This is a genomic window from Scytonema hankhaensis NUACC26, assembly GCF_045865695.1.
GTDB lineage: Bacteria > Cyanobacteriota > Cyanobacteriia > Cyanobacteriales > Nostocaceae > Scytonema.
The window spans coordinates 1-14,519 of the sequence record NZ_BAACAP010000213.1 but is presented as its reverse complement, the minus strand read 5'-3'; the positions used below and the strand labels follow the sequence as shown (position 1 = coordinate 14,519).

Below are 14,519 nucleotides of genomic sequence, written 5' to 3'. Positions count from 1 at the left end.
ATTAGTTATTACAAAGGACCATTTCAGGGTTCGCCAGTCGCCTCCGGAGGGAAACCCTTCTACAGCGCTGGCTCACAAATGAGAAAGGACAAACAATGCAGCTGATTGACACCCACGTTCACATTAACTTTGATGTTTTTCAGTCCGATTTAGAAGCAGTGCGCGAACGATGGCAAGCAGCTGGTGTAGTACATTTGATACATTCTTGTGTAGAGCCATCAGAGTTCTCTGAAATTCAAGCAATAGCTCACCGCTTTCCCGAAGTTAGTTATGCAGTGGGACTGCATCCTTTAGATGCAGACCAATGGAATGAAAAAACGGCTCTTGAGATTTTATCGCTAGCTCGTTCTGATTCCAAAGTGGTAGCGCTCGGGGAAACGGGATTGGATTTTTACAAGGCAACTAACTACGAGCAACAACTGGTAGCTTTCGAGACTCAGTTGGAAATTGCTAGCGAACTCAAATTGCCAGTAATTATCCATTGTCGGGATGCAGCATCCGAACTCAAAGAGGTGTTGCAAAAATGGAAAAACATTAAAGGAGATAGTGTTCGAGGGGTGATGCACTGTTGGGGTGGAAACCCAGAAGAAACACAATGGTTTCTCGATTTGGGTTTCTACATAAGCTTTAGTGGAACGGTGACGTTCAAAAACGCGAAACAGATACAGGAATCTGCCACAATGGTGAGGAGCGATCGCCTGCTAGTGGAAACAGATTGTCCCTTCCTTGCTCCCGTTCCCAAACGGGGCGAGAGGCGAAATGAGCCAGCTTACGTCCATTATGTAGCAGAGCACGTCGCCAAATTAAGAGGGGAAACACTCTCGGATATCGCCTCCCTAACTACCCGCAATGCCTGTGAATTGTTTGGCTTAACGCTATAAAGGTTACCTTAGCTTGAAATAACGACAGAAAAATGAAAACACAAAAAGTTGCGGAGGGAAAAAAATGTGTTAGTATTAATTCCTCCAAAATCACTTTGTGTACGTCATAATGGTTAAAGAAGCAACAAACCAAATACAATTACGCGCTCGTTGCTTCGCTGTTCGCACTTACCATCCTTAATATCTCTACAAGCGGATGCTCCGATTCAATGAAAACCCCTTTCTGATAAGGATAACCTATCTTTTGTCTGAATAAGCGACTATAGAAATACCTATTGTTAAATGAAAATTGCCAAGGGCTTGAAACCCGCCAAAACAAAGCTATACCCATAGCAACCAGGCTCAGTAGATTCTTATTTACTGAGCACTAAATGCAATTGTCTCACTGTTGTTAAAGATATTTTGTTGCGGAAAGACCACGAGCGTAAAAACTTAGCTTTAGTGAAATAACGTGCTTGTTGGAGGGGGAAATGAGAAAAACCAAACACCTAAAAAAAATAGTCATTAGTCCTTTGTCCTTTGTCCTTTGTAAAAAGATAAGAACCAATGACAAATGACCAATGACTAGTGACAAAGAACAAATGACATATTTTGTTTGCCCGCATCTACAAAAGTTGTAGGTGGTATGAGGAGAAGTTCCCACACACGTAGTTGAAGTAAAAATTTAAGTTGACAAAGGTAGAGGCATGACTAACGAATCACTGATGGAACCAGCCTTTATGCTACCCGACTTGATAGAAATTCAGCGATCGAGTTTTCGCTGGTTTCTGGAAGAAGGGTTGATAGAAGAACTCAACTCTTTTAGTCCGATCACAGATTATACAGGCAAACTAGAGCTGCACTTTTTAGGTCATAACTACAAGCTCAAAGAGCCAAAGTATAGCGTTGAAGAAGCAAAACGGCGAGATAGCACTTACGCGGTACAAATGTACGTACCTACCCGTTTGATTAATAAGGAAACAGGGGAAATCAAAGAGCAAGAGGTATTCATTGGAGATTTGCCTTTGATGACAGACCGAGGTACCTTCATTATCAACGGTGCCGAACGAGTTATTGTAAACCAGATAGTGCGAAGCCCTGGGGTTTACTACAAATCAGAAATTGATAAAAACGGTCGCCGTACTTACTCAGCTAGCTTAATCCCTAACAGGGGAGCGTGGCTGAAATTTGAAACAGACCGTAATGACTTGGTGTGGGTAAGAATCGATAAAACCCGCAAATTGTCAGCACAGGTACTTCTCAAAGCTTTGGGATTATCAGATAACGAAATTTTTGATGCTTTGCGTCACCCAGAGTACTTCCAAAAAACCATTGAAAAAGAAGGGCAATTCTCAGAAGAAGAAGCCTTAATGGAATTGTATCGCAAACTCCGACCGGGGGAACCACCCACAGTGTTGGGAGGACAACAGTTATTAGATTCGCGCTTCTTTGATGCCAAACGCTATGACCTCGGTAGAGTGGGACGCTACAAACTCAACAAGAAATTGGGTCTGCAAGTGCCAGAACCAATACGTGTTCTGACGCCACAAGATATTTTGGCGGCTGTTGATTACCTAATTAACCTGGAGTTTGATATCGGGACTACTGATGATATCGACCACTTGGGTAACCGTCGGGTGAGAAGCGTGGGCGAATTGCTGCAAAACCAAGTGCGGGTGGGTTTAAACCGCTTGGAGAGGATTATTCGGGAAAGAATGACCGTATCGGATGCGGAATCGTTGACCCCGGCTTCTTTGGTAAACCCCAAACCCTTGGTAGCGGCGATTAAAGAATTCTTCGGCTCCTCGCAATTGTCTCAGTTCATGGATCAAACCAACCCTCTAGCGGAATTGACCCACAAGCGGCGTTTGTCAGCCTTGGGTCCTGGCGGTTTGACTCGCGAACGTGCGGGCTTTGCGGTACGAGACATTCACCCAAGTCACTACGGGCGGATTTGTCCGGTGGAAACTCCTGAAGGTCCTAACGCTGGTTTGATTGGTTCTTTGGCAACTCATGCTCGCGTGAACTTGTACGGTTTCTTAGAAACTCCTTTCCGTCCCGTGGAAAATGGCAAGGTACGGTTTGATATGCCCGCTGTGTATATGACAGCGGATGAGGAAGACGATCTCAGGGTAGCAGCGGGTGACCTACCTCTCGACGAAGAAGGTAGCATTCTTGGCCCCACCGTAACGGTGCGCTATCGTCAAGAATTTTCTTCGACTACGCCAGAACAGGTAGACTATGTAGCAGTTTCTCCGGTACAGATTGTGTCGGTGGCGACTAGCATGATTCCTTTCCTAGAACACGATGACGCGAACCGCGCCCTCATGGGATCGAACATGCAACGCCAAGCGGTGCCTTTGCTGAAACCAGAACGTCCTTTGGTGGGAACGGGTTTGGAAGCTCAAGGTGCAAGGGACTCTGGTATGGTGATCGTGTCTCGGACTGATGGCGAGGTGGTTTATGTTGATGCGAATAAAATTCGGGTGAGAGTGAGCGATCCCTCGCAATTGGCAGCCATCGGTAGAAGTCCAAATAGCAACCCTAACAAACCAGTGGAAATTGAGTACACAATTTCTAAGTACCAACGTTCTAACCAGGATACTTGTCTCAACCAAAAACCTTTGGTTTACATGGGGGAACGAGTGGTAGCAGGTCAGGTGTTGGCGGATGGTTCTTCCACCGAAGGCGGTGAATTGGCTCTGGGACAAAATATTGTAGTTGCGTATATGCCTTGGGAGGGATACAACTACGAGGACGCGATTTTGATTTCCGAGCGACTGGTTCAGGATGATATTTATACCTCAATTCACATTGAAAAGTATGAGATTGAGGCACGCCAGACGAAGCTCGGACCAGAAGAAATCACCAGAGAAATTCCGAACGTTGGGGAAGATGCTTTGCGTCAGTTGGACGAACAGGGGATCATTCGCGTTGGGGCTTGGGTGGAATCTGGAGATATTTTGGTTGGTAAAGTGACTCCAAAAGGGGAATCGGATCAGCCACCGGAAGAAAAACTCTTGCGGGCGATTTTCGGTGAGAAAGCACGGGATGTGAGAGACAATTCCTTGCGAGTTCCTAACGGTGAAAAGGGGCGTGTTGTGGACGTGCGTTTGTTTACTCGCGAACAAGGGGATGAGTTACCACCAGGGGCGAATATGGTTGTCCGGGTGTACGTGGCTCAAAAGCGGAAAATCCAAGTGGGCGACAAGATGGCGGGGCGTCACGGGAATAAAGGGATTATTTCCAAAATTCTGCCTCTGGAAGATATGCCTTACTTGCCAGATGGTTCTCCTGTTGATATCGTTCTCAACCCTCTGGGCGTACCTAGCCGGATGAACGTGGGACAAGTGTTTGAATGTTTGTTGGGCTGGGCGGGACACAATTTGGGTGTCCGGTTTAAGCTGACTCCGTTTGATGAAATGTACGGCGAGGAGTCATCCCGCAGCATCGTTCATGGCAAGTTGCAAGAAGCACGGGACGAAACAGGGAAAACTTGGGTCTATAACCCAGACAATGCGGGGAAAATTACCGTGTATGACGGTCGGACTGGGGAACCTTTTGACAGACCAGTCACCGTAGGCGTGGCTTATATGCTGAAGCTGGTTCATTTGGTGGATGACAAGATTCATGCTCGTTCTACTGGTCCTTACTCCTTGGTAACTCAGCAGCCCTTGGGTGGTAAAGCACAGCAAGGCGGTCAGCGATTTGGAGAAATGGAGGTGTGGGCATTGGAAGCATTTGGTGCGGCTTACACCTTGCAAGAATTGCTGACGGTGAAGTCAGATGATATGCAGGGGCGGAATGAAGCCCTCAATGCGATCGTCAAAGGTAAAGCAATTCCTCGACCCGGTACGCCAGAATCCTTCAAAGTCTTGATGCGAGAACTGCAATCGCTGGGATTGGATATTGCGGTTCATAAAGTAGAAACACAAAATGATGGTAGTTCCTTGGATGTAGAAGTCGATCTCATGGCAGACACTGGAAACCGCCGTACCCCCCCACGCCCAACCTACGAATCTCTATCACGCGATTCAATGGATGACGAAGAGTAAAAATGATGAATGATGAATTGTGAATTATGAAAAAATTGTGAATGAGAAAACTTTCAATTCATAATTCATAATTCATCATTCAGACTTCATAACTCCCAATTCATAATTCATAATTCATAATTCATAATTCAAATGAGAGCAACACAAAACAATCAATTTGATTATGTCAAAATTGGGTTGGCTTCCCCCGACAGGATTCGAGCTTGGGGAGAAAGAACCCTACCAAACGGTCAAGTCGTAGGTGAAGTGACCAAACCAGAGACAATCAATTACCGGACTCTCAAGCCTGAGATGGATGGCTTGTTCTGCGAGCGAATTTTTGGTCCGGCAAAAGATTGGGAATGTCACTGCGGAAAATATAAGAGAGTCCGTCATCGTGGAATTGTGTGCGAACGATGTGGTGTTGAAGTTACCGAATCTCGCGTTCGCCGCCACCGCATGGGCTATATTAAGCTGGCTGCTCCAGTGGCTCACGTTTGGTATCTCAAAGGGATTCCGAGTTATATCGCTATCCTGCTAGATATGCCTTTGCGGGATGTAGAACAAATTGTTTATTTCAACTCCTATGTCGTTCTCAATCAAGGGAATGCAGAAACTTTAAGTTACAAGCAACTCCTGAGCGAAGACCAGTGGTTGGAAATAGAAGACCAAATTTATGCTGAAGATTCTACCCTCTCTGGGGTGGAAGTAGGTATTGGTGCGGAAGCACTTTTACGGTTGCTAGCCGATATTAACTTAGAGCAAGAAGCAGAAACTTTACGAGAAGACATCACGACTGCTAAAGGACAAAAGCGAGCAAAGTTAATCAAGCGCTTGAGGGTGATTGATAACTTTATTGCGACGGGTTCTAAACCAGAGTGGATGGTAATGACGGTGATCCCCGTGATCCCACCTGACTTGCGCCCAATGGTACAACTCGATGGCGGACGATTTGCAACGAGTGACTTAAACGACCTTTATCGCCGAGTCATCAACCGTAACAATCGTTTGGCTCGTTTGCAAGAAATTTTAGCTCCAGAAATTATTGTTCGGAACGAAAAGCGGATGCTGCAAGAAGCAGTGGATGCTTTGATTGATAACGGTCGTCGGGGACGCACTGTTGTTGGCGCAAATAACAGACCTCTGAAATCTTTATCTGACATTATTGAAGGTAAGCAAGGTCGTTTCCGTCAAAACTTGTTGGGTAAACGGGTTGACTACTCAGGACGTTCTGTCATTGTGGTGGGACCAAAACTCCACATTCACCAGTGCGGTTTGCCCAGAGAAATGGCAATTGAGTTATTCCAACCGTTTGTGATTCATCGGCTGATTAAGAGCGGGATGGTGAATAACATCAAAGCGGCGAAAAAGTTGATTTCTCGTTCCGATCCCAGTGTTTGGGATGTTTTGGAAGAGGTGATTGAAGGACATCCCGTTTTACTCAACCGCGCACCAACACTACACCGTTTGGGTATCCAAGCTTTTGAACCAATTTTGGTGGAAGGACGGGCGATTCAATTACATCCCCTTGTGTGTCCGGCATTTAACGCTGACTTTGACGGCGACCAAATGGCGGTACACGTACCGTTATCTTTGGAATCTCAAGCAGAAGCGCGGTTACTGATGTTGGCATCCAATAACGTTTTGTCACCAGCGACTGGTAAGCCAATTATCACACCCAGCCAAGATATGGTGTTGGGATCGTATTATTTAACTGCAGAAAACCCCAATGCTAAAAAGGGCGCGGGGCGTTACTTCGCTTCTTTAGATGATGTGATTATGGCTTATGACCAGAAACAAGTGGAACTGCACGCTTATATTTATGTGCGGTTTGATGGCGAAGTAGAGAGTGGCGAACCAGATACAGAACCGGAGGAGGTACAAACTAACGAAGATGGAACCAGGACATTGCTGTACAAGTTCCGCCGAGTTAGAGAAGATGCTCAAGGTCAGATGATTTCTCAGTATGTTCGTACAACTCCAGGTCGCGTTATTTACAATAAGGCGATTCAAGAAGCATTAGCAAGTTAGGGGATTGGGGATTGGGAAACATATAACTTCCATTACCCTAGTCCCCAGTCCCTAGTCCCCAGTCCCTATTCCCTATTCCCTAATAACAAATGACAGAAAAAATGATTTTCCGGAACCGCGTCGTTGACAAGGGTCAACTGAGAAACCTGATTGCTTGGGCTTTCATACATTACGGCACGGCGCGGACAGCAATGATGGCGGATAAATTAAAGGATTTGGGTTTCCGCTACGCGACAAAAGCAGGGGTTTCTATTAGTGTTGACGATTTGATGGTTCCACCTTCTAAAAAAGCACTTTTGGAAGCTGCAGAAGCTGAAATTCGAGCGACTGAAGAACGCTATCAACGCGGTGAAATTACTGAAGTAGAACGATTCCAAAAAGTTATTGATACTTGGAACGGTACGAGTGAAGCTCTTAAAGATGAGGTTGTTTCTTACTTTAAGAGAACGGACCCTCTTAACTCTGTATACATGATGGCATTCTCTGGAGCGCGGGGTAATATCTCCCAGGTGCGCCAGTTGGTGGGAATGCGGGGACTGATGGCAGATCCTCAAGGGGAAATTATTGACCAGCCTATTAAAACGAATTTCCGTGAAGGACTGACCGTAACGGAGTATATTATTTCTTCTTACGGTGCGAGAAAAGGTTTGGTGGATACAGCACTGCGGACGGCAGACTCTGGTTATCTAACCCGCCGTTTGGTAGATGTGTCTCAGGATGTGATTATTCGGGAAATTGATTGCGGCACCATGAGAGGGATTCCTATGGTGGCGATGAAAGAAGGTGGTAAAACTTTGATTTCCTTGTCAACTCGCTTGTTTGGGCGGGTTCTGAATGAGGATGTGGTGCATCCCACTACAAGTGAAGTTATTGCCGAGCGGAATACTGCTGTTTCTGATGAATTGGCTAAGAAAATAGAAAAAGCTGGCATCACTGAAGTTATGGTGCGATCGCCACTCACTTGTGAAGCAGCAAGATCTGTGTGCCAACATTGCTATGGCTGGAGTTTGGCTCACGGTGAATGGGTAGATTTGGGTGAAGCTGTAGGTATTATTGCAGCGCAAAGTATCGGGGAACCGGGTACACAGCTGACAATGCGTACATTCCACACAGGTGGTGTCTTCTCAGGTGAAGTAGCAAAACAAGTCCGTGCTGATAGTGATGGCACCGTTCGCTATGCCAAGAAATTACGTCTGAGACCCTACCGTACCCGCCACGGAGAAGACGCTCAGTATGTAGAAATGAATGGTAACATTTCTTTAGAAGTAGCGACTGGGCAAATTTCGTCCCAATCCCCAACCGCCAATCCCCAATCCCTCATTGACATTCCCGTCACCCAAGGTTCAACCTTATACGTTCTTGATGGGCAGAAAGTTAAGAAAGGTCAATTGATAGCGGAAGTTGCACTGGGTGGACGTACAACTCGTGGGAACACAGAAAAAGCGGTAAAAGATGTAGCTTCTGACTTAGCTGGGGAAGTGAAGTTTGCTGATGTGATTCCAGAACAAAAAACCGACCGTCAAGGGAATACCACCACAACAGCCGCAAGAGGTGGTCTGGTTTGGATTCTGTCCGGGGAAGTTTATAACTTACCTCCTGGTGCCGAGTTGGTTATCAATAATGGCGACACGATAGAAAGCAATGGAGTTTTGGGAGAAACTAAGTTAACCACATTGCATGGTGGTGTAGTGCGCTTACCCGAAGCAACTCCTGGTAAAGGAACGCGGGAAATTGAGATTATCACTGCTTCTGTGGTGTTAGATAACGCAACAGTCACCGCTCAAACCAGCCAAGGTCGCAACAACTATTTGGTGAAGACTGGTAATAACCAAGAATTTCACTTGCGAGCTACCCCAGGCACAAAAGTTCAAAACGGTCAAGTTGTAGCGGAGTTAATTGACGATCGCTATCATACTAAGACTGGTGGATTGCTGAAGTACGCGGGTGTAGAAGTTCAGAAAAAAGGCAAGGCGAAGCAAGGTTACGAAGTCGTACAGGGTGGTACTTTGCTGTGGATTCCTGAAGAAACCCACGAGGTGAACAAAGATATCTCCTTGTTGATGGTAGAAGACGGTCAGTTTGTAGAAGCTGGTACTGAAGTTGTGAAAGACATCTTCTGCCAAAACAGCGGTGTCATCGAAGTGACCCAGAAAAATGACATTCTCAGAGAAGTTGTCATCAAACCAGGGGAATTCCTCATGGTAGACGACCCAGAAGCAGTGATGGGCAAAGACGGTACGTTTGTTCAACCTGGTGAGGAATTGCTAGGACAAGTGAAGGAAGAGCTGCGCTACATTGAGTACGTAGAATCACCAGAAGGTCCAGCCCTGTTATGCCGTCCGGTGGTTGAGTTCCCCGTACCAGATAACCCCGATGTGCCAGCGACAACATCAGTGAGTCAGCAAACTGGTCGTTCGATTCAGTTGCGGGCGGTACAACGTTTGCCTTACAAAGACTCCGAACGTGTCAAGACTGTTGAGGGTGTAGAATTGCTTCGGACTCAACTCGTGTTAGAAATCGAGACTGAGGGAGAACTTGACCACAATGCCTCTCCGTTGGCAGCTGACATTGAATTACTAAACGATCCCGAAGACCCAGACATTCAGCGCTTGCAATTGGTGATTCTGGAATCCTTAGTCATCCGTCGCGATATTACGGCTGATGCGACTCAAGGTAGTACTCAAACATCGCTTGAGGTAGAAGATGGACAAACCATTGTGCCTGGGGCTGTTGTGGCACGTACCCAAATCTTGTGTAAAGAAGGTGGTATGGTGCGGGGCGTACAAAAAGGAACGGAAACAGTTCGTCGTTGTTTGATTCTGCGTCACAGCGATTTGGTGAAAATCAATAACATCACTGGAGTTCCCAAGGTAAAACCCGGTGACTTAATCGTCGAGGGTACAGAAGTTGCTCCTGGTATCTTTGCTGAAGAGTCGGGACAAGTTATTCAGGTGAAGGGACCGGGGAGCGATAAGGGACAAGGTACCGGTGCAACCTCCCAATCCCTAGTCCCCAATTCCGAATCGCCATACACTGTGACTATACGTGCTGGTCGTCCTTACCGAGTCAGTGCTGGTGCAGTGTTACAGGTGGATGACGGTGGATTGGTACAGCGCGGTGATAACTTGGTACTGTTGGTGTTTGAACGGGCGAAAACTGGAGACATCATCCAAGGTTTGCCAAGGATTGAGGAACTTTTGGAAGCTCGTAAACCAAAAGAAGCGTGTGTTTTAGCACGCCGTTCTGGAGAACTTAAGGTGGTTTACGGTGATGGCGATGAAGCGATCGCTGTTAAAATCATTGAGTCCAATGGTGTGGTGAGTGATTATCCCATTGGTCCCGGACAAAACTTGATTCTTTCCGATGGACAAACAGTCGAAGCAGGACAACCAATTACTGATGGTCCGTCAAATCCTCACGAAATTCTCGAAATTTTCTTTAATCTCGGTTCTGAGGATGGAACTTATGCTTGTGCAAGCCTAGCTTTACAGAAAGTACAGACGTTCTTGGTGAACGAGGTGCAGTCGGTTTATCAATCCCAAGGTATTGATATTGCTGACAAACACATTGAAGTGATTGTCCGCCAGATGACATCTAAAGTACGGGTAGATGATGGCGGTGACACGACAATGCTTCCTGGAGAATTGGTAGAATTGCGCCAAATCGAACAGGTCAACGAAGCGATGGCAATCACTGGCGGTGCCAGAGCAGAGTATACTCCCGTATTATTAGGGATCACCAAAGCATCTTTGAACACCGATAGCTTCATCTCCGCCGCATCCTTCCAAGAAACAACAAGGGTGTTGACTGAAGCAGCTATTGAAGGTAAATCTGACTGGCTGCGCGGTTTGAAGGAAAACGTCATCATTGGACGACTGATTCCTGCTGGTACTGGTTTCAATGCTTATGAGGAACCAGGTACAATTGAAGACTACTCTACCGACATGAGTAGCAGTGTCTTGGATGAAGTTGACGATCCGCTCGATATGGTTCTTGACGATCGCACTGCCCGTGCGTATCAATTAGAACCTCCATCTACTTTAGGAGGAGATGGATTCAGACGGACTCCTGATAAAGACATTTTGGATGACGACGATTTGTTGCTGACAAATGCCACTGCGATCGATCCTGAAGACGACCTCATAGACGAGGACGAAGATTACGGCGATGATGACGAAGATGATGATGAAGATCTGTACTAGATAAATTGCTCTCAGAATTCTGTTTTGAGGTGACATTTATTTCTAGAATGTGGGACGGGCATCCTTGCCCGTCCTTTAATTTTGATTCTTTAGTATTTTAAACACATCTCGCCATCTCTTCACCGGTGCTTGCAACTCCACCGATAACCAAGCATCAAACTGTGGATAAATAGGTAAACGCGGAACCAAATGCCAACCACCAAGTTCTAATATTTCTTGCAATCTTTGATACTGAATATGAGGATAATCAGGATTCACTTCATCCTTTGGTCCAATACCACCTAAATCCCTAGCACCAGCTTCCACACATTCCAATAACCATTGTGAATCTCGAACTAAATTTGGTGGAATTTGAATCGTAATATCTTCCGGTAATATTTGACGTGCTTGAAAAATAACTTCAGGAAATTGACGTGGATTAAAAGGTGGAGCATTTAAAATTTGTTGACTTCCTGGGCTGTGAGGTTGCAAAATAACTTCCTGTATGTTGCCATATCTTTGTTGAAGAGTCGATATAGCCTCTAAACTTTCCCACCAATCTTTTTCTGTTTCGCCAATTCCTAAAAGCAGCCCGGTTGTAAACGGTATCTTTAATTCTCCCGCCCACTGCAATTGTTGTAATCTGACTTCCGGTAATTTACTTGGCGCGTGTTTGTGAACAGTTTCTAATAACATAGGGGTTAACTGCTCCAACATTAACCCCATAGAAACATTAACTTCCTTGAGCTTTTGCATTTCTTCAAAACTCATTGGTCCTGCATTCGTATGTGGTAAAAAACCCATAGAAAATGCCAATTGGCATAGATCGTAAATTCTCTGAAACCAAGCTTGACGTTGTGAAGAAAGGGGATGCACTTCCCCACTCAAAATTAATATTTCACAAACATTTTGATTCTGTAGTTGTTGTAAAAGTTTTTCTGCATCCGATATGGTCATCCAGGAACCTTCACCTGGATTGGTACGAAAATTGCAATACGTACAGCGATTAAAACACTCATATGTTGGCACAATTGTATAAGCAGAACTATAAGTAATATTTCGGGAAGTAGACATAAAATATCCTCCTCTTCCCTTCATTTTCCTTTATTACATACACAAAGTCTCCTGTTGTTTGGCATAAATATTTTTTAGATGCTTTTTAACTGTGTTGATGGTAATATAAAGCCTCTCTGCAATCTCCCTATAGGAGAGATTGGCTTGACGCAATAACCAAACCTCTGCTTCCCGGTCAGTCAGACCGTATTTTTTAGCATCAAAGAACGCCAGACTTTGATGAGTTTGATTGCGATCTTCCAAAATAACTAACATCATATTTCGTTCGCTCGCATCTATCGCCAACCATCTCGCTCGAATCCGTAGTTTTACACCTTTATTGGTTTCCATCTCAGATTCGATAACAATCCGTTCTTCTGGAAAAAGTTCGCGACTATCTATTAAAGATTCACATACACGCCAAATCTCTTCTGGTATAGTCTCTACAAATCTTCTACCGCGCATTGTCTGTTTACAAATTTGACGGGCGCATTCATTCGCTTGAAGCAATTCTCCTTGAGTGGTCAGAATTAAAATACCGTCTACAAAGCTTTCAATGACGGCTTGTAATAGGTAAGTCCGTGACTCAAGTTTTAATTGCTTACTATTATAATTTTGTTTATTCAATTTTTCTTTTTGGTGAGAAGTGATATATTTGTGTTCTTCTGCAAAGCACATGATAAATCTCCTCTATGAGACAGCACGCATAATAACAAAACCCTAGTCGCGATCGACCAGTTGTATAAACTGATTGTCATTTTTTTGGTTCTGTAGTGTCCATACCGTAACCTGTAGGTTAAGCAATATCTCTGAAGCTAATGTTTTTTGCTGGAAACGTCCTGAAAAGCACTGAAGCAAGGTGAAGTTTTTCACAGTGAGTGACCAGTAATCACCTGACCAGTGACCAGGGACCAGCGACCAGTGACCAGTGACCAGGGACAAATGACTTATGAATATAGCTAGTATCGACCAATGGTTTCCAGTTGAGCAACAGCACCAGTACATTTCTCTTCTTAAAGGAAGAGTTGGTGTCACTCGCCGACGAGCAGAGTATTTCGTTAAATTGTGGGCATATCTATTACTTAAGCAAAAGCAAGAACTTGGCAAGCGTATACAATCGCCTCTGTCTCAATTAGAGATACCAGATGGATTTGTTTCCTGTACGCATCGCGAAGCTTATGAAATTTTCTACGGTCAACAAAATAATGGGCGAGGAAGCGAACGTGCTGCAGGTATGATGATCGATCGCCTTGTATCTTTGGGATTGATTGAAAAAGATTTTGATGGCAATAGTACCTGCATTCGGGTTAAGTCATTACTATCCCATCTGTCAGAAGGTGTCCGCGCTGTTAAATCTACACAACTTGTAACAGATAGTTATAATCCTCGAACAGATACCATTCCTGTTGCTAGTTTTTTGGCTCGTGACTTTAACTTTCTTAACAAAAAGACAACTGTCGATCCTCATAGAATCGTCCAAATCTTGCGAGTTTGGGCTGAGCAGTATCCTACTGGTATGCGAGTTTTGCGTCGTCGCGATAACCAACATCCCGTTGGCTTTTACGCTTTGCACCCAATTGCTAGGGAATCTGAGAACAATTTCTTTCTCCTACCTCGCAACAGTCTTTTCTTGTTGGATAGTTCCAAAGACACCGACCCCTTTAAAATTGCTCTTTCACGAGACTCAAGTTGTACATCTATATGTATAAGAATCTGGCTCATTGATTCTCCCTACAAGCAACGAGAGCATATTTGCCTGTTTTTAGAGGATTTACAAAAAACTATAGTTCAGATGCAAAGGGAGTTTCCCAACCTTTGCGATTTGCATACGATCGCAGTCCTTCCTAGAGATGAACAACTCGGTTCGGCTTTGGGATTCCAGAAAAATAGCTACAGTTCGCAATTTTCCTCTTGTTGGTGGATGTATGCTCCTGTTGACAAATTTTTAGCTCTGAGTATAGAGCGATCGCTATTACCTCTAAAGTTTGATTAATGTCCTCAATTAAGTTACACTTTCTGCGGTAAAAGGCTAAAATCCTTTGTCTATCTTTGTTGCAGCCTCTTTTAAAAAAAATCCTAAAATACTTTACAAATCGACACATTATATTTAATATTGTAATCAGTAAGTAGAGATTTCTACCTCTACTTCTGAAACATACATACCAAACACTTACAGCACTTATATCAATCATGACAGCAACCTTACAACGTCGCGAAAGCGCAAGCGTATGGGGGCAGTTCTGTAACTGGATTACCTCAACCGAAAACCGCCTTTACATCGGTTGGTTCGGCGTGTTGATGATCCCCACACTGCTTTCTGCAACAATCTGCTTCATCATCGCCTTCATCGCTGCTCCTCC

General features: G+C 44.8%; 7 protein-coding genes and 1 pseudogene. 6 read left to right on the top strand and 2 right to left on the bottom strand.

Going from position 1 to position 14,519, the window contains the following annotated elements; all coding sequences use genetic code 11:
- The first annotated feature begins 95 nt into the window (after window positions 1–95).
- From ACKTT2_RS27480 to ACKTT2_RS27465, 4 genes are all read left to right on the top strand, one after another.
- A complete protein-coding gene (locus ACKTT2_RS27480) occupies window positions 96–881 on the top strand; it encodes a TatD family hydrolase (RefSeq protein WP_407892573.1) in 786 nt (261 codons plus the stop codon).
- 686 nt (window positions 882–1,567) lie between these two features.
- Window positions 1,568–4,915, top strand: coding sequence for a DNA-directed RNA polymerase subunit beta (gene rpoB, locus ACKTT2_RS27475; RefSeq protein WP_407892571.1), 3,348 nt, complete (start codon window positions 1,568–1,570; stop codon window positions 4,913–4,915).
- A 132-nt stretch (window positions 4,916–5,047) separates the two neighbouring features.
- Window positions 5,048–6,925 carry a DNA-directed RNA polymerase subunit gamma gene (locus ACKTT2_RS27470; protein ID WP_407892568.1) on the top strand — a complete coding sequence of 626 codons (1,878 nt, stop codon included), beginning with the start codon at window positions 5,048–5,050 and terminating at the stop codon, window positions 6,923–6,925.
- 89 nt (window positions 6,926–7,014) lie between these two features.
- Window positions 7,015–11,127, top strand: a complete 4,113-nt coding sequence (locus tag ACKTT2_RS27465; protein ID WP_407892566.1) for a DNA-directed RNA polymerase subunit beta'' — start codon at window positions 7,015–7,017, stop codon at window positions 11,125–11,127.
- 75 nt (window positions 11,128–11,202) lie between these two features.
- Here ACKTT2_RS27465 and cofG read toward each other — a convergent pair whose 3' ends face one another.
- Window positions 11,203–12,180 carry a 7,8-didemethyl-8-hydroxy-5-deazariboflavin synthase subunit CofG gene (gene cofG / locus ACKTT2_RS27460; protein ID WP_407892564.1) on the bottom strand — a complete coding sequence of 326 codons (978 nt, stop codon included), beginning with the start codon at window positions 12,178–12,180 and terminating at the stop codon, window positions 11,203–11,205.
- A gap of 33 nt (window positions 12,181–12,213) precedes the next feature.
- The gene (locus tag ACKTT2_RS27455) at window positions 12,214–12,837 is read right to left on the bottom strand and encodes a helix-turn-helix transcriptional regulator (protein ID WP_407892562.1); all 624 of its coding nucleotides are present in this window, start codon (window positions 12,835–12,837) and stop codon (window positions 12,214–12,216) included.
- A 271-nt stretch (window positions 12,838–13,108) separates the two neighbouring features.
- Between ACKTT2_RS27455 and ACKTT2_RS27450 the strand changes: the two genes are divergently transcribed.
- The gene (locus ACKTT2_RS27450; RefSeq protein WP_407892560.1) at window positions 13,109–14,152 is read left to right on the top strand and encodes a hypothetical protein; all 1,044 of its coding nucleotides are present in this window, start codon (window positions 13,109–13,111) and stop codon (window positions 14,150–14,152) included.
- Between the two features lie 197 nt (window positions 14,153–14,349).
- Window positions 14,350–14,519 (top strand): annotated as a pseudogene (locus tag ACKTT2_RS27445) (photosystem II q(b) protein); the annotation flags it as partial.

What these genes read in the sequence shown, in the direction of transcription:
- ACKTT2_RS27480 (WP_407892573.1), top strand. Translation starts at nt 96, where the DNA reads ATGCAGCTGATTGACACCCACGTTCACATTAACTTTGATGTTTTTCAG.
- cofG (WP_407892564.1), bottom strand. Translation starts at nt 12,180, where the DNA reads ATGTCTACTTCCCGAAATATTACTTATAGTTCTGCTTATACAATTGTG.
- ACKTT2_RS27465 (WP_407892566.1), top strand. Translation starts at nt 7,015, where the DNA reads ATGACAGAAAAAATGATTTTCCGGAACCGCGTCGTTGACAAGGGTCAA.
- ACKTT2_RS27455 (WP_407892562.1), bottom strand. Translation starts at nt 12,837, where the DNA reads ATGTGCTTTGCAGAAGAACACAAATATATCACTTCTCACCAAAAAGAA.
- ACKTT2_RS27470 (WP_407892568.1), top strand. Translation starts at nt 5,048, where the DNA reads ATGAGAGCAACACAAAACAATCAATTTGATTATGTCAAAATTGGGTTG.
- ACKTT2_RS27450 (WP_407892560.1), top strand. Translation starts at nt 13,109, where the DNA reads ATGAATATAGCTAGTATCGACCAATGGTTTCCAGTTGAGCAACAGCAC.
- rpoB (WP_407892571.1), top strand. Translation starts at nt 1,568, where the DNA reads ATGACTAACGAATCACTGATGGAACCAGCCTTTATGCTACCCGACTTG.